At 66.3% G+C, this 16,248-nt stretch carries 13 protein-coding genes; 6 read left to right on the top strand and 7 right to left on the bottom strand.

Translation table 11 applies throughout. The features are described from left to right. Positions 1-308: 308 nt before the first annotated feature. Positions 309-2,120, top strand: a complete 1,812-nt coding sequence (locus tag H7F51_RS09090) for a hypothetical protein (RefSeq protein ID WP_185663941.1) — start codon at positions 309-311, stop codon at positions 2,118-2,120. A gap of 172 nt (positions 2,121-2,292) precedes the next feature. Here the strand turns inward: H7F51_RS09090 and H7F51_RS09085 are convergent, their stop codons facing one another. Further along, positions 2,293-2,883, bottom strand: a complete 591-nt coding sequence (locus H7F51_RS09085) for a recombinase family protein (protein WP_185663940.1) — start codon at positions 2,881-2,883, stop codon at positions 2,293-2,295. A gap of 490 nt (positions 2,884-3,373) precedes the next feature. On the opposite strand from H7F51_RS09085, the gene H7F51_RS09080 reads away from it, so the two are divergent. Together H7F51_RS09080 and H7F51_RS09075 are read left to right on the top strand one after the other, a co-directional pair. Then, positions 3,374-4,246 carry a macro domain-containing protein gene (locus H7F51_RS09080; protein WP_185663939.1) on the top strand — a complete coding sequence of 291 codons (873 nt, stop codon included), beginning with the start codon at positions 3,374-3,376 and terminating at the stop codon, positions 4,244-4,246. Further along, positions 4,246-4,800, top strand: a complete 555-nt coding sequence (locus H7F51_RS09075; RefSeq protein WP_185663938.1) for a TIR domain-containing protein — start codon at positions 4,246-4,248, stop codon at positions 4,798-4,800. The genes H7F51_RS09080 and H7F51_RS09075 overlap by 1 nt, the downstream gene beginning before the upstream one ends. Positions 4,801-5,077: 277 nt before the next feature. On the opposite strand, the gene H7F51_RS09070 is transcribed toward H7F51_RS09075, so the two are convergent. The 3 genes from H7F51_RS09070 to H7F51_RS09060 all read right to left on the bottom strand — a co-directional run bounded on the left by H7F51_RS09070 (position 5,078) and on the right by H7F51_RS09060 (position 8,056). Then, positions 5,078-6,184: a winged helix DNA-binding protein gene (locus H7F51_RS09070; protein ID WP_246448058.1), complete on the bottom strand. Its 1,107-nt coding sequence runs from the start codon at positions 6,182-6,184 to the stop codon at positions 5,078-5,080. Between the two features lie 77 nt (positions 6,185-6,261). After that, positions 6,262-6,759 carry a L,D-transpeptidase family protein gene (locus H7F51_RS09065; RefSeq protein WP_185663937.1) on the bottom strand — a complete coding sequence of 166 codons (498 nt, stop codon included), beginning with the start codon at positions 6,757-6,759 and terminating at the stop codon, positions 6,262-6,264. A 7-nt stretch (positions 6,760-6,766) separates the two neighbouring features. Beyond that, positions 6,767-8,056: an adenylosuccinate synthase gene (locus H7F51_RS09060; protein WP_185663936.1), complete on the bottom strand. Its 1,290-nt coding sequence runs from the start codon at positions 8,054-8,056 to the stop codon at positions 6,767-6,769. Positions 8,057-8,235: 179 nt separating this feature from the next. Here H7F51_RS09060 and H7F51_RS09055 point away from each other — a divergent pair, with 179 nt between their 5' ends. Then, on the top strand, positions 8,236-9,168 hold the full coding sequence (locus H7F51_RS09055; RefSeq protein WP_185663935.1) for an alpha/beta hydrolase: 933 nt from the start codon (positions 8,236-8,238) through the stop codon (positions 9,166-9,168). 3 nt (positions 9,169-9,171) lie between these two features. Here H7F51_RS09055 and H7F51_RS09050 read toward each other — a convergent pair whose 3' ends face one another. After that, positions 9,172-10,293: an ATP phosphoribosyltransferase regulatory subunit gene (locus H7F51_RS09050; RefSeq protein ID WP_185663934.1), complete on the bottom strand. Its 1,122-nt coding sequence runs from the start codon at positions 10,291-10,293 to the stop codon at positions 9,172-9,174. Positions 10,294-10,456: 163 nt separating this feature from the next. Between H7F51_RS09050 and H7F51_RS09045 the strand changes: the two genes are divergently transcribed. Both H7F51_RS09045 and H7F51_RS09040 read left to right on the top strand, forming a co-directional pair. Then, entirely contained in the window at positions 10,457-11,479 is a 1,023-nt protein-coding gene (locus tag H7F51_RS09045) for an MBL fold metallo-hydrolase (protein WP_185663933.1), read from the top strand. Between the two features lie 95 nt (positions 11,480-11,574). Then, on the top strand, positions 11,575-13,290 hold the full coding sequence (locus H7F51_RS09040; protein ID WP_185663932.1) for a tannase/feruloyl esterase family alpha/beta hydrolase: 1,716 nt from the start codon (positions 11,575-11,577) through the stop codon (positions 13,288-13,290). A 69-nt stretch (positions 13,291-13,359) separates the two neighbouring features. On the opposite strand, the gene serA is transcribed toward H7F51_RS09040, so the two are convergent. Both serA and H7F51_RS09030 read right to left on the bottom strand, forming a co-directional pair. Continuing rightward, complete coding sequence (serA, locus tag H7F51_RS09035; protein WP_185663931.1) at positions 13,360-14,943, bottom strand: phosphoglycerate dehydrogenase; 1,584 nt, start codon at positions 14,941-14,943, stop codon at positions 13,360-13,362. 105 nt (positions 14,944-15,048) lie between these two features. Beyond that, a complete protein-coding gene (locus H7F51_RS09030; RefSeq protein ID WP_185663930.1) occupies positions 15,049-16,197 on the bottom strand; it encodes a phosphoserine transaminase in 1,149 nt (382 codons plus the stop codon). Between the last annotated feature and the right edge of the window lie 51 nt (positions 16,198-16,248).

Below are 16,248 nucleotides of genomic sequence, written 5' to 3'. Positions count from 1 at the left end.
GTGCTCAATAATGGGTAAACCATCGGAAACGGGCGGTTTTCCTATTAGTGCCATATAATGCACATCCTGTGGCCGACGGGACCATGGGCATTTGTGCCGAACTAAGCATAACCTCCGCCCAGGAGGACCATCGTGCATTAATGCTGACACATAGAATATCCCAAGGCCGAGTGGAGGAGGACACCTTCGACCATCTACCCTCAGCCACCCTTCCGTCTCGGCGGTGAACCGATCGCCTTTCGGCTGACCCGCCGCATCCGGAAAAGGTCATAGGACCTCCCAAAGACCCTTAGGAAATCCGATTACCTTTGGGTCTTCCCTTCGCCACCACACGGGTGGCTATCAAGGACACCATCACCATCATGATTACCGAAACACCTTCGGGTAGCGTAAGGCTGCCCGAGGAAGCCTTGCGTCTGCTCGTCGAATGGCAGACTTCCAGGAGCTCCTCGATCGACACCTCCACCACGACTGCCTTCCAGGCGCTGTTCGGCCGCATGGCCTCCCTGTTGCATGGTCCGGCACCGACCGGCCTTCCGCAGTTCTACTTGGCGTCCCTCGACCCCGGCAAGGGAAAGACCGAGGCCGCCTGCGCCTTCCTCAAAGCCTGGGCTTCTCTGAATTTTCAGCCCGGTGGTGGTGTCCTTGTCGCAGTCTCCCGTCTGGACGAGGTCGATGCCTACATCGAGCGTTCGGGACTTGCAGACGATCAGTTCGCCGTCCTCGTCGCCCAGGACGCCAACGTAGGACTAAAGGGACGCAGGGACAGGACCAACGCGCCCGTGCTCTTCACGACCCACGAGATGATCCGTAGACGTACCCGAGGTGAACCCTTTAGCAAGGTCGGCGCCTTTCACTTCCATAGCCGCCCCCGCTCATGCCGCATCTGGGACGAGAGCCTGCTCCCGGCGATACCGGCAACCCTGCGGCTCGACGCGATCCAGGGGCTGCTGGAGCCCGCACGACCTGTCTTGGGCGAGGCGATCACGCTGGTGGAGGACCTGATCGAGAAGGTGTCCAACACTCTGCCGGGCAACACCGTCGACATCGACCCCGAGTTCTGCGTCGAAGGGGGGCATGGAAAGAAATTGCAGGGCCGCGACAGGGAGCGTTGGGAAGCCTTGGTGGCATGGGCCGGTGATGACGTCGTGGTCACGAAGAGCAACCGGCGCGGTCTGGAGTTGGTGGGTACGACCGACCGTCTGCCCGACGACTTCGCCCCTGCCGTGATCCTCGATGCCTCCGGTCGCGTTCGGCACACCTATCGGACCTGGGAGGCCAACGGCAGCCAGTTGGTTCGGCTACCATCGGCTACCAACAACTATGCCAAGCTGACCATCCATCACTGGGACCGAGCGTGCAGTCGCTCGACCTTCGACAATCCCGACGACCGCGCCGAGCTCCTGCAAGTTGCTGCCAACCTCATCAACGCAGAACCAGACCGGCGCTGGCTCGTCGTCCACCACCAACCACGAGGGGACTGGGACGCCCCCACACAGCTCCCGCCGCTCATCGACGGGCACGGGGACGCGAGCAGGGTGAAGTTTGTCCACTGGGGCAATCATCACGGAACCAACGACTTCCGCGACATCGACCGGGTCCTGGTGTTGGGCCTGTGGCACCTGCCGACCACGGTCCTCCAAGCCTACCACCTGGCAACCATGGACCCGGAAGAGCAGTCGCCAAATCTCCAGGACGACATTCGGGGCATGGCCACCGGAGAGCACCAGCACAACCTGCTCCAGGCGATCTGCCGGGCCTCTGTCCGGAACTCGATCGACGGCGTCTGCGGCGACTGTGCCGCCTACGTTATCGGTCGGATCGCTGGGGCTGACACGAAGGCGGTGTTGCGCGACACCTTCCCGGGGGCAACGGCAGGCGACTGGAGACCGCTGGAGGCGCCTTTGCGAGGACAGGCGGCAGCGGTGGCGGGGGTGATTGAGGGGCGGTTCGCTGATCCTGAGGTCATCAGCATCCGCAAGGCCGACCTCAGGGCTGCCGTGGGAATCGAGCGGTCCCAAGGGCTCGCTCAAGTCCTCTCGCGACCTGATGTTGGCCGGTGGCTGGCCGAGCGGGGCCTGGGGGTCACCAGCCGCACCGTTGCCCGTATCGCGGCATAGCCTGACCTAAGTGCAAGACGAGAGGGGGACCTGCCACAGTCCCTCTTTCGCTTTAACCGTCGATGTTTGTGGCCCCCGCCACTTCACTGCCCCAGGGGCGGGCTGCACGTCTGGAGACCGCATAAAATCTGCGTTCGGCGACGCTGATGTTGCCCGATTATTTCCGGCGGCATCACCGTGCGCGGGCCTCCCCACAGTACCGCTTGACGCTGGTGGGGCTGATCTTGAAGTGGGCTGCGGTCTGGCTGATGCTGGCTCCGTTCTCCTTCCTCCAGGAGACCACCTCGGCTCCCTCGGCGACCCTCGGCCTTCCCAGGCCGACCTTCCCGCGATGGGTACGTCCAGTGGCCTCCAGTGCCGCCCTGGCAGCCGCACGGCCAGCATCGCACCGCTCCCTGATCCTGTTCCTCTCAATCTCAGCCATCTGGGCCAGGACGGCCACGATCAGTTTCCCGGCATCACCGGAGATCGGACCCAGGCCCCGCACGTCCACAACGACGCCCTTGTCGATCAGCCGCTTAACGGTTGCCTGGACGTCCAGCGCATCGCGGCCCAGGCGGTCGATGGAGTACACGCAGAGGGTGTCGCCCTTTCGGACGTGAGCCAGGAGCCCGCCGAAGCCTGGCCGATCCGCAGCAAGCGTCCCGCCACTGACACCCTCGTCGGTGAACTCTTCGTCGAACCCACCGCCCAGGGCTTCCCGCTGGGCTTCGATGGACTGGTCGAGGGTGGAGACGCGGTAGTAGGCGACGCGGTGGGCCATGGGTTGCTCCAGATGGTCCGAAAGATATGCTCAATATATGAGCTATGGCCCATTATTCTGTCAAGTATCTTTCCGACCAACCAGGAGCCGCCGGATCGCCGTGGGCCACAAGGTACAAGTTCTGGACCCACAGGCGTACAATCGAGGTTCGGAGGCATTGCTGTGTGGCCGAATGTCGCAGCATGCCGAGTTGTAACGTGGGAGTGCTTCTCGCGACCTGACTCTCGCCCCCAGCATGAAACTCAGGATAGATACACTCCAGCCTCGAACGGCAAATCGGCTTCAGACGTCGGTGAGGCTCTTTTGGGTCCCTCCCTGGCCGATCAATGGTACCGGCGAATAATGCGATCCTCAGCTTCGAGAACTGGCGCTTCGCTGGCGATGTGCACATAGGTCGGACCGCAACCACATTTTCAAGCGCAGCGAAATCCCCAACTATGCGAGGCCTTCCCATGTGCATGGAGACTGCGTTCCTGTAGGAGCGCGAGCAATGAATAGCGGATTTCTGTTGTGGTGGTGGAGAGCGCTGACGCTTGGCCTAAAACGGCGGCTCACCCGTGGGGGAAGTTCGGCGCTCAGTGCGTTGGGCGCGGTCTGGCTGGTAACGGAGATCGCTACTCGGGTGTCCACAGACGCGAAGGACTATTTCGACGCTCACCATCAAGCATACCTCGGGTGCATTGCCATCATCGCTATCCTTGCCTTCCTGAGGGCTGTTTGGGAGCCCTCATCGGTCCGCTTCAGGGTTCCCACCACATCGACCCACGTCACGCTTCGCTACGGTGACTTCTTTGCCGGAGATGCGGACCTCCTCCTGGCCGTCAACGAGTTCTTCGATCACTCGCTCGGGACCCTTGTCGACCAATCATCCCTGCACGGGCAACTGATCTTGGGGGAGTTCCAGGGAGACCTGCAGCGCTTCCGCGCGAGCGTCGACGCCGCACTTGCTGGAGTGCCGGGTGAAGCCGTCCACCGGCCCAATTTACCGTCGACCAGATACCCCATCGGCACGACGGCAAACCTTCAGTTAGGGGCGCGGCAGGCGTTTTTGGTGGCGCTGACCCATACCGATTTGGCCACGGGCAAGGCATCCACGACCGTCCACGAGTTCTGGGCGGCGATGGCGGCAGCATGGCAGGCCGTTCATGATCGCAACAATGGCCGCCCTCTCGCCCTCCCCCTGATTGGTAACGGGCGGGCGTCCATCAACCTCCAGCCGCAGCACCTGCTTCGGCTACTCGTACTGTCCCTGGTCGATTACGCTCGCAGGCTGAGGTTACCTGACGAAATCGCGATTGTTCCGCCGCTCGGATGCTTCGAGCACCTGGACCTTCGTGAAATTGCGAGAGACTGGAGCCACTGATGGCCTACCGCAACGGAACGTATGTCGCATTTCATGCAGGCGGCACCACAGACCCGACAGCATCGGACATCCGGTATTACAACATCATGAAGGCGTGGCATGAGAATGCGGACGTCGATTTCCGGTTCGTCAACAGTCACGAAAAGACCGCAGCCGTCCGAGACACGAGCGCAAGGGAAACCTTGATGCGCAGTCTGCGTTCCCGGCTGGGAAACTCCAAGAACATGGTGTTGATCTTGAGTTCCACGACACGCGAGGACACGGACTGGGTGCCATACGAGATAGGCCAGGCCGTTGATGCATGCGGCATACCCATCATCGCCGCCTATGTCGGGTACGACTGGATTATGGCACCCGGCGAGTTAAGCCACCTGTGGCCGACCGCCTTGGCCAGCCGGATAAACAGCGGCACGGCACGTGTCATCCACGTCCCTTTTCAGCGGCGCGTACTCACAGCCGCCATCCACCAGTTCAACTTGTCGACGCCCCCGCAGGGAGCGCTGACATGGTACACGAAGGAGGCATACGCATCGTTTGGCGTGACGATCTATTGAGCTCTCAGCGGAGTAGGCTCCGGCCAAAGCACAATGTTGAAAACGTCGGTTGAAAGTCGTACACCGAGGCGGTACACGCACTCTCGACCAGGTGGTCTAAGAACGGCAGAAATCCGCCACTTCAGAGGTGTACCCCTCCGGTCCTCTTCTGGCACCATTTTCTGATCGGCGCACCGCGTCTTTCCGTGAAAACAGGCAGTTATGGCCGGATCCGCAGCGCGGGTCCGGCCGCCTGTCGTTGTGGGCCGGACCCGCGCCGTGAGGGCGGGCGGCCCTCTCAGACCGGGAGGGATTGGGCGGCAGTGCGGTTGCCGGTGAGGCCGACGGCGGCGAAGTAGCGGGCCATGCCTTCGGCGGCCTTGTCGGTCAGGGCGATGAAGGCGCGGCGGCGGTCGGCCTTGTCCTCGACCCGCTGGAACAGGCCGGCCTGCTGGAGCTGGCCGATCCAGCGCAGGGCCGTGGTTGGCGGGACGCCGGCGGCAATGCACAGCGAGGTCACCGAGACCTGCTTGCGTTCGGCGCGGGCGGCGGCGAGATCGAGCAGCATGTCCCAGGCCGGATCGGCGAAAAGATCGGCATCGAAGAAACGCTGGCGCTGCTGACGCTGGCGCAGAATGCGGCGGACCACTTGCGGATCGGGAAATTCGGTATTGGCCGGGGTGACGAGACGCAGGCCAGCCTCGGCTGCGGCGCCGCGAAAGGCGATTGCGGGAGATTCGACCCGCCCGTTACCCGGCCTTGCTTCGCCCGGCCCGGCTTCGCCCAGTCGTCCATAATCCGGCCCGCCCTCCCCCAGCCGGGCGGCGAGGCGGCCGACCTGTTCGGTCAGCCGCATCAGTTGCATCCGGTCCTCATCCGCCATTTCGCGCACGCTGCGGCCCGGGGCGAGCGCCATGGCGCGGCCGAGCGAAAGGGCCAGATCGGTCATCCCGGCATCGACGAGGAGCTGCGGATTGGATTGATCGAGACAGGCAAAAACGTCTTCCAGCCCGGCTGGCGTGGTCGAGACGATGAGTTGGGCCCCGGCCTGGGCCACGCGCATGTCGAGCCGCGAGAGGGCGGCGAGCGCGGCGCCATCGGGCCGGGGGCAATCGACCAGCACGACTTCGGCGAGCGGGCGCAAATCCCCTTCGATCAGCGCTTCAAGACCAAGGCAGCGCGAGACGCGATATCCGGCGACGAGCGCATCTTCCCGCAATTGTTCGCGCAGGTGCGGGCGATCGGCATAGATCGCCACGGTGAGCGCGATCCCGCCCATGTGGTTGGCCGGGCCGTGGTTACCGGCGGCGGCATAGGCGAAATCGGCCCCGGCGATGGCCACCGGGGAAACGACCAGAGGCTCGGCCGGGAATGCGGGGATGCCCAGATCAAGTGCCGTTTCCATGCCCATTTGTTCCAACTCCGTTCCTTTCGAACATAATTAGAACAGAAATGGAACCTGTCAAGAATACATAGGCACAATTACGGAAGGAGGTCGATCGGCGTGCCATCGGGCACAAGTGCCCATAATTGCTCGATTTCCTCGTTGGAAACGGCGATGCAGCCGGCGGTCCAGTCGCCCGAAATACGTCCGTTTCGGAGGGAGTTGGGCTGGCCGTGAATGAAGATGTCGCCGCCGGGAGAGCGCCCGGTTGCAGCCGCGCGGGCGCGGTCGGCCGGGGCGGGATAGGAGATGTGGAGCGAGAGGTGATAGCCGCTCGCCTCGTTGCCGTAGTCGATCGTGTAGCGCCCCTCGGGCGTGCGGCCATCGCCCTGCTGCCGCTTGGGGCCGGTCGGGGCGAAACCGAGCTGAAGGCCGGTGATGACCCTGAGCGGGCGATCGGCCTCGTCGAACAGAGTCAGGCGGCGCGCGCCCTTTTCGACGAGGACGCGGGCGACCTCGCCCGGCTCGGCATGAGCCGCGGCGGCAGGAGCGGTGAGCAGCGCCGCCAGCATCCCGGTGAGGAGCAGGCGGCGCATCACCCGATCAATCCACGAAGGGATCGCGCACGAGGATCGTGTCCTCGCGCTCGGGGCTGGTGGAAACGAGGGCCACCGGGGTCTCGATCAGTTCCTGCACGCGCTGGATGTACTTGATCGCCTGGGCAGGCAGATCGGCCCAGGAGCGGGCACCGGCGGTGGTGCCGTTCCAGCCGTCCATTTCCTCGTAGATCGGCTCGACCCCGGCCTGATCGGCGGCGTGGCTGGGGAAATAGTCCAGCACCTTGCCGCCCAAGCGATAGCCGGTGCAGATCCGCACCTTGTCGAACCCGTCGAGCACGTCGAGCTTGGTGAGGGCAATGCCGGTCACGCCCGAGATGGCGCAGGACTGGCGCACCAGCACGGCATCGAACCAGCCGCAGCGGCGCTTGCGCCCGGTGACCGTGCCGAATTCGTGGCCGCGTTCCCCGAGGCGCTGGCCGGTCTCGTCCTCCAGCTCGGTCGGAAACGGGCCCGAGCCGACGCGGGTGGTATAGGCCTTGACGATGCCGAGGACGAAGCCGGTGGCATTGGGGCCGAGGCCCGAGCCGGAAGCCGCCGTGCCGCTGACCGTGTTGGACGAGGTGACGAAGGGATAGGTGCCGTGATCGACGTCGAGCAGCACGCCCTGCGCGCCCTCGAACAGGATGCGCGCGCCGGCCTTGCGCACGGTCTGCAGCCGCTTCCACGAAGGCTCGGCATATTGCAGCACGAAAGGCGCGATCTCGCGCAGTTCGGTGAGCAGGGCCTCGCGGTCCACCGGAGGCTGGCCGAAGCCGGCGCGCAGCGCATCGTGGTGGGCGCAGAGCCGGTCGAGCTGAGCATCGAGCGAATCGAGGTGGGCGAGATCGCAGACGCGGATCGCGCGGCGGCCGACCTTGTCTTCATAGGCCGGGCCGATGCCGCGGCCGGTGGTGCCGATCTTGCCGGCGCCGGCGGCCTGTTCGCGCAGCCCGTCGAGATCGCGGTGCAGCGGCAGGATCAGCGGGCAATTGTCGGCAATCGCAAAGTTGCTGGTGTTGATTACCACGCCCTGCGATTCGAGCTTGGCGATCTCGGACTTGAGGTGCCACGGATCGAGCACGACGCCGTTGCCGATGATCGACAGGGTGCCGGTGACGATGCCCGAGGGGAGCAGCGACAGCTTGTAGACCTGCTCGCCCACCACGAGGGTGTGGCCCGCATTGTGGCCGCCCTGGAAGCGCACCACGGCATCGGCGCGGCTTGCCAGCCAGTCGACGATCTTGCCCTTGCCTTCATCGCCCCACTGGGCGCCGATCACGGTGACGTTGGCCACGTGGTTCCTGCTCTTTATCTGTTGCCGAAAGGGTCCGCCGCGCGCCCTAGGCCCTCGCGCGCGGAAGGGCAAGGTGAGTCAGCGCCCCAACCTGCGCAGTCAGCTTCGGTTCAGCCGTTTTAGGCTGGTTTGCGCGCCGGGATCGCACGGCACACACTGTTCTTCGGGAGGACTTCACCATGCGCAGGCCCTTGCTGCTGACCCTGGCGGCCACCATCACGCTCACTTCGCTCACCGCCGCCGAGGCGCAGGGCCTGCTGCGCGAGCGGCTGCGCCAGCGCATGGCCGAGCGCGCGCAGAAGGCCGAGGCCGGCGCCCCGGCGGCGCGCGCGGCCGCCACCATCGCCTATGGCAGCGATCCGCTGCAGGTGCTCGATTTCTGGCCGGCGGCAGGGGTGAAGTCCCCTGCCCCACTCATCGTCTTCGTCCATGGCGGCGGCTGGCAGCGCGGCACCAAGGACAATGCCACCGGGCGCTGGAAGCCCGCCCATTACCCGGCGGAAGGCTATGCCTTCGCCTCGATCAATTACCGGCTGGTGCCCGAGGCGACGGTCGAGCAACAGGCCGCAGACGTGGCCGCGGCGCTGAAGGCCCTGCTGGCGCGGGCGGACAAACTCGGGATCGACCGTCGCCGCGTGGTGCTGATGGGCCACAGCGCGGGGGCGCAACTCGTGGCGCTGGTCGGCACGGACGAGCGCTATCTCAGGGCTGCCGGGCTCTCGTTCGGCGATGTCGCGGGGGTAATCCCGATCGACGGCGCGGCCTACGACGTCCCGGCGCAGCTGAGGCAAGGGCCGCAGGTGATGCAGAAGGTCTATGCCCAGGCCTTCGGCACCGATCCGGCGCGCCAGCGCGCGCTTTCCCCAACGGCTCAGGCAGCCGGGCCGAACGCCCCGCGCTTCCTCCTGCTCCATGTCCAGCGCAGCGACGGGATCGCCCAGGCCAAGGAACTCGAAACCGCGCTCAAGGCCGGGGGCAGCACGGTCGAGCGGCAGGACTTTCCGGGCAATGGCCTTGCCGGACACATGGAGATCAACCGCAGCCTCGGCGATCCCGCCTATGCCGCGACACCAGTGGTGGACGACTGGCTGAAGCGGGTGTTCGCCGGCTAGCGCCTAAAGCCGGACAACCTCGGTGCCGTCCAGCCAGTAGGTGCAGCCGAGCACCCCGGCATCGTCTTCCAGCGCGAGGGCGGCGCGGGTGCGCCAGCCGATCGCGCGCAGGCGGATAGCCACTTCCGGATCGTGGCCGAGCGGCAGGAACAGCGTGTCGCGGCCCTGCTCGGCGGCGGCGAGCGCGTCGATCAGCGGGTCGGGATAGAGCGAGAAGCCGGTGGCCGGTTCGCCCTCGTCCCCGTCCGACAGGATGGTGTAAGTGCCGCCCCGGCCCAGCGCGCCGCGCACGCCGTCGGCATAGATGGTGAAGCCGAACCACGACTGATATTCGAAGCCGTGCCGCTCCGACGGGTCGAGCGTGAGGCGCGCCTTGCCGGCAACGCGCCCGGCGATTTCGCGCAGGGCGGCGATGCGGGTGGTGAGCGCCCCGCCGACATCGAAGGCGCAGAGCCGCTCGATCGCCGTGGCGAACGGGCCGATCGCCTCGAGCAGCGGCAGATAGGCCGCGCCGCCGGCCGCAACCAGCGCCCCGGCATCCTTGGCGTCAAGCTCGCGGCGGACCTGTTCGACCTGCCCGCGCTCCAGCGGCAGCGCCTTTTCGGCGAGGGTATCGACGAGGTCCGGCAGGGTGAAGTCCACCGAGATCCCGGTCGCCCCGGCAGCGCCGAGCGCCTCGATCGCAACGCTGACCACTTCGGCGGCGGCGGCCACGCTGTCAGCCCCGATCAGTTCGATGCCGACCTGCAGCCGCTCGCGCGCCGGATCGAGCCCGGCACCCTTGATGGTCAGGACCTGCCCGGCATAGCACAGCCGCAGCGGGCGCGGCGCGGCGGCAAGCCCCGTCGCGGCGATGCGGCCGACCTGCACGGTCATGTCCGAACGGATCGCCATCATCCTGAGCGATGCCGGATCGACGAAGCGGAACATACGGCGCGACTGGACCCCGGCCATGCGGCTGGCCATCGACTTCTCGAACTCGATCGTCGGCGGCTGGACCCGGTCGTAGCCGTGCCCGTCCATCGCGTCGAGAATGGCGCGGGTGACACGGGTGGCCGCGGGCGTCGTCGCCGGCAGCCGGTCCTCAAGCCCTTCGGGCAGCAGGTCGCGGTCGATATCGTTCATGGCGAGGCGCGCTTTAGGCGGGCTTGGCCGGGACGGGAAGCCCTTTCGCACCGGGGCACCCGGCAGGACAGCGCGACGTTATGGGGCGGCATAACGATTTCCGGAATATCCGGCGGGGCCAATCCGCTCTACCCTGCCGTGAAACGACAGGACCGGGAAAGCGATGATCAACAAGGCAGTTCACACGGGTTTGGCCATGGCGGCGGCCCTCGGCGCGATGGCGCCGGGCGCGGCGCTGGCGCAGCAGGCGGCGCCTCATGCCACCCCGGCCTCGGCCGGCATCGCCCAGCCGCACCTGGTCAAGGCGCTGGAGATCGCCGCGGGCGAGAGCAACTGGAAGCACACGGCCCTGCTCACCTGCTATCCCGAGCAGGCCTATACCGCGCAGGAAGTGATCCGCGATCCGGGCGCGGCGCGGGTGTTCGACAATTTCTACTACCTCGGCAACGGCGTGGTCGGGTCTTGGGCGGTCGATACGCCCGAGGGGATCATCCTGATCGACACGATGAACGACCAGGCCGAGGCCGACCGCTACATCCTCGCCGGGATGAAGAAGCTCGGGCTCGACCCGAAGCGGATCAGGATCATCCTCGTCTCCCACGGCCACGGCGACCATTACGGCGGGGCCAAGTACCTGCAGGACACCTACGGGGCCAAGGTCTACATGCCCAAGGTGGACTACGACATGGCCGCCCTGCGCACCGGCGACAAGGCGCGGCCCCAGCCCCGGCTCGACGTCGACATCAAGGACGGCGACACGGTGAGCCTTGGCGGCACCGCGCTGAAGGTGTTCATCACGCCGGGCCACACCAAGGGCTCGGTCTCGCTGCTGATCCCAGTGCAGGACAAGGGCCGGGCCACGACCATCGCCTATTTCGGGGGGATCACCAACCGGCGCATCTCGCCCGAAATGCACGCGGGATATGAGGCCTGGACCGAACGCTTCCTCTCCCTGATCGCCAACGAGCATGTCGAGGGCTATATCGGCAACCACCCCTCCTACGACGATACGGCCGGGCGGATCGCCTACCGGCGCCTCTTCCCCAAGGAGGCCAATCCCTTCGTCAGCGGCACGCCGGAAACCCTGCGCTTCGTCCGCGTGCTGCAGGAATGCAACCGCAACAACACCGAGATCGAAAAGCAGGTGGCCGGACTCGCCGAGCCCACGCGCGGTACGCACGACTGAGGAGGCCAATTCACCCATCCGGCTAGTCGACAGGAAAGCCCGTTACCATCACACTCCCGGGTAACAAGCGGCAGGCAGGCCGCAGGGGGAATGGCATGACTGGTTGGCTGGCCCGACGGCTTGGGCGCGGGGTTCTCGTTTTCGGTGTGGCATCGAGCTTCGCCGCGGCCATTCCTGCGCGCGCCGCAGACCGCCTCGCCCTGCCGGTGGTCAAGCCGGCCATGGCCTGCGAGGACCTGACGAAGGCCGATGTCGGGCGCCAGACCGGCACGGCAACACGGATCAGGACAGCCGAACGGGTCCAGACCGACAAGGGCGCCTATTGCAAGGTGATCGGGGTGATCGCCCCCTCGATCGAATTCCAGGCATGGCTGCCGATGGAGCGCTGGACCCAGCGCTTCTTCGAGGGACCGTTCAACCGCCCCGCCCCTGACAATGCCGCGGGCTGCCTGCCGGCGCACAACGGCGAGTTTGCGACGATCGCCAACAACCGCGGCGCCGCGACCACCGGCCAGACCGATGCACGCTGGACCACCGACATGCAGCTCAGGATCGACTGGGCCTATCGCGCCAATCACGAGGCGGCGCTGGCGGGCAAGGCGCTGATCCGGCTCTATTACGGACAGGCGCCGCGCTTTTCCTATTTCACCGGCTGTTCCGAGGGCGGCCGCGAGGCGCTGATGCAAGCGCAGCGCTATCCGGGCGATTTCGACGGGATCTCGGCCGGCGCGCCGGTCGCCATCGACAGCGTCCACAATGCCTTCTTCCACCCGTGGGAGGCCGAGGCGAACCGGCTGCTCCCCGGTGGCGGCCGGGTGCTGACCAAGGATCGGCTGGCCCTGCTCCACGCCGGGGTGATGGAGCACTGCGCCGCCAGCGCGGGCCTGCTCGACGGGGTGCTCCTGCAGCCGACCGCCTGCACGTTCCGCCGCCAGTGGCTCGAATGCGCGCCCGGCGCGGCGCCCGAGGCCTGCCTCAGCCCGGCCGAACTCGACGTGGTCGAGCGGCTCTACGAGGGGGCTTCGGACGGAGCGGGCCACCGTTTCGAGATCGCGGGCTTTCCGATCGGTTCGGAAAACCTGTGGAAGCTCTCGACCGCGACCGAGTTCGGCGACCGCGAGACCAAGGAGGGCTTTGCCCTGCGCCGCCTGCTCCCCCCGCCCGAAGGCAACCTTTCCGCGCAGGAGCTGGAGGAGGCCTTCCGCTTCGATCAGGCGTGGTATGAAAAGCTGCGCTGGGCCGCGCCGCTCTACAACGCCGCCAATACCAACCTTGCGCCCTATTCCGCGCGCGGGGGCAAGCTGATCCTGTGGCACGGCGCGGCCGACCTGACGGTCCAGCCGCAGGTCTCGATCGCCTATTACGACGGGGTCCGGGCCGCGCTGGGCGCCGCCGCAACCGACCGGTTCCTGCGCTTCTTCATGCTGCCCGGCATGGGCCACTGCGCGGGCGGAGACGGGCCGGACCAGTTCGACGTGCTGACCCCGCTGATGGCCTGGACCGAGCTGGGCCGCGCGCCCGCGCAACTGGTGGTGGGCAAGCGCGCGGCGGAAAAGCCGGCACCGCCCTCCCGCTCGCCCTCGCCCTATGCCGCGCCGGCCCAGCCCACCGTGTTCACCCGCCCGGTGTTCCCCTTCCCGCAAGTGGCGCGCTATTCCGGCAAGGGCGACCGGGCGCTGGCCGGCAGCTACGTCCCGGTCCGTCTCCCCGCCCCGGCGGTGAGCGGAACCCAGGCGCTCGAACTGTTCGGGCCGGACAACCAGAGCGCCTATCAGGTGAGCGGCAACGAACTGGTCGCGATCAGGCGCTGAGCCGCAGACAACGAAAAAGGGGCGCAAGGACCAGCCTTGCGCCCCTTTTCTGTTTCAGGTGGGCTCAGCTCAGAACTTGAGCGCCATGACCTTCTTCACGCCGGGCAGCTTGCGCGCCTGATCGAGCACGGCCGAGGTGACCGGGTTGTCGACCGAGAGGAGCAGAACCGCCTCGCCGCCCGCTTCGCGGCGGCCGAGGTTGAAGGTGCCGATGTTGATGCTGTTCTCGCCCAGCAGGGTGCCGATCCGGCCGATGAAGCCGGGGGCGTCCTCGTTGACGATGTAGAGCATGTCGCCGGTCAGCTCGGCCTCGACCTTGATGCCGAACAGTTCGACCAGGCGCGGCTCGGCGTTCGAGAACAGGGTCCCGGCCACCGAACGCTCACCCGCCTCGGTCTTGACCGAGACGCGGACCAGCGTGTGGTAGTCGCCTTCACGCTCGGTCTTCACTTCGCGCACCTCGATGCCGAGGTCCTTGGCGAGGAACGGCGCGTTGACCATGTTCACCGTGTCGGACTGGACGCGGAGGAAACCGTTGAGCACGGCAGCCACGATCGGACGGGCATTCAGCTCGGCAGCGGCGCCCTCGGTGTGGATCGAGACCCGCGGGACGGTGCCGGTGGTCAGCTGGCCGACGAGGCTGCCCAGCTTTTCGGCCAGCGCCATGTAGGGCTTCAGCTTCGGCGCTTCCTCGGCCGAGAGGCTCGGCATGTTGAGCGCGTTGGTGACGCCGCCGTTGACGAGGAAGTCGGCCATCTGCTCCGCCACCTGCAGGGCGACGTTGACCTGGGCTTCGTTGGTCGAGGCGCCGAGGTGCGGGGTGCAGATGAAGTTCGGCGTGCCGAACAGCGGGCTGGCCTTGGCCGGCTCGGTCTCGAACACGTCGAGCGCGGCGCCGGCAACGTGGCCCGCGTCCATCGCTTCCTTGAGCGCGGCTTCATCGACCAGGCCGCCGCGCGCGCAGTTGATGATCCGCACGCCCTTCTTGGTCTTGGCGAGGTTTTCCTTGCTCAGGATGTTGCGGGTCTGCTCGGTCAGCGGGGTGTGCAGGGTGATGAAGTCCGCCTTGGCCAGCAGGGTGTCGAGGTCACCCTTCTCCACGCCCATTTCCACCGCGCGCTCGGGCGTGAGGAACGGGTCGAAGGCGACGACCTTCATCTTGAGGCCGAGCGCGCGGGCCGCGACGATCGAGCCGATGTTGCCCGCGCCGATCAGGCCGAGCGTCTTGCCGGTGACTTCAACGCCCATGAAGCCGTTCTTCGGCCACAGGCCCGCCTGGGTCTGGGCATTGGCTTCCGGGATCTGGCGCGCGAGGGCGAACATCAGGGCGATGGCGTGTTCGGCGGTGGTGATCGAGTTGCCAAACGGGGTGTTCATCACCACCACGCCCTTGGACGAGGCATAGGGGATGTCGACGTTGTCGACGCCGATGCCGGCGCGGCCGATGACCTTGAGGTTGGGCGCGGCGTCGAGGATTTCCTTGGTGACCTTGGTCGACGAACGGATGGCGAGGCCATCGTATTCACCGATGCGCGCGATCAGCTGTTCCGGGGTTTCCCCGGTGATCACGTCGACGTCGCAGCCCATCTCGGCGAAGATGCGGGCGGCGTTGGGGTCCATCTTGTCGGAAACGAGAACCTTGGGCTTGGTCATGTCATGTGTCCTTCGTCATCCCGGGAATCGTGCCGGGAACGCGGAAAGGGAATCGGGTGCGATAAGGCCAGCGGTCCCGGGCCGAAGCCCGGGACTCCGCGTAAATCAGGCAGCGGCCAGCGCGGCCTTGACCTCGGCATAGGCCCAGTCGAGCCAGGGACCGAGCGCCTCGATATCCTCGACGTTCACGGTCGCGCCGCACCAGATGCGCAGGCCGGCCGGGGCATCGCGGTAGCCGGCGATGTCGTAGGCCGCGTTTTCCTTCTCGAGCAGGCCGGCGAACTTCTTGATGAAGTCGGCGTCCGCGCCTTCGACCGAGAGGCAGACCGAGGTCTTGGAACGGGTCGCTTCATCGGCCGCGAGGTGCGACAGCCACGAACGCTCTTCGACGATCTTGTTGAGCGCGGCGGCATTGGCGTCCGAGCGGGCCTGAAGACCCTTGAGGCCGCCGATTTCCTTCGACCATTCGAGCGCGAAGATCGCGTCTTCGACCGCCAGCATCGAGGGGGTGTTGATCGTCTCGCCCTTGAACACGCCCTCGGCGAGCTTGCCCTTGGAAACGAGGCGGAACACCTTGGGCAGGGGCCAGGCGGGGGTATAGGTTTCGAGCCGCTCGACCGCGCGGGGGCCGAGGATCAGCACGCCGTGACCGCCTTCGCCGCCCAGCACCTTCTGCCAGGAGAAGGTGGCGACGTCGATCTTCGACCAGTCGATGTCATAGGCAAAGACCGCCGAGGTGGCGTCAGCGAATGCCAGGCCTTCGCGGTCGGCCGGGATGAAATCGGCGTTGGGGACGCGGACGCCCGAGGTGGTGCCGTTCCAGGTGAAGAGAACGTCGCTGGCCCAGTCGATGGCGCTGAGGTCAGGGATCTGGCCATAGTCGGCACGGACGATCGTGGGATCGAGCTTGAGCTGCTTGGCAACGTCCGTCACCCAGCCTTCGCCGAACGATTCCCAGGCCATCGTGGTCACCGGGCGGGCGCCCAGCATGGTCCACATCGCCATTTCGAAAGCGCCGGTATCCGAACCCGGAACGATGCCGATGCGGTGCGTATCGGGCAGGCCGAGCACTTCGCGCATCAGGTCGATGCAATACTGCAGACGGTTCTTGCCGATCTTGGCGCGGTGCGACCGGCCGAGCGATTCGGTGCTGAGCTTTTCGGGGGAGAAGACCGGCGGCTTGGCGCACGGGCCCGACGAAAAAAACGGACGGGCAGGGGTAGTGGCCGGCTTGGCGGCGGGAAGCGTAGTCATTTAAGACTCTCCTTGCAGAGAGCTCGCGCGGCGTTGGGACCGCGTGGCCCG

This window comes from Novosphingobium flavum (assembly GCF_014230315.1).
In the GTDB taxonomy this organism is placed as follows: domain Bacteria; phylum Pseudomonadota; class Alphaproteobacteria; order Sphingomonadales; family Sphingomonadaceae; genus Novosphingobium; species Novosphingobium flavum.
The sequence above is the reverse complement of the archived record's forward strand: the minus strand, read 5'-3'. Positions and strand labels throughout refer to the sequence as shown.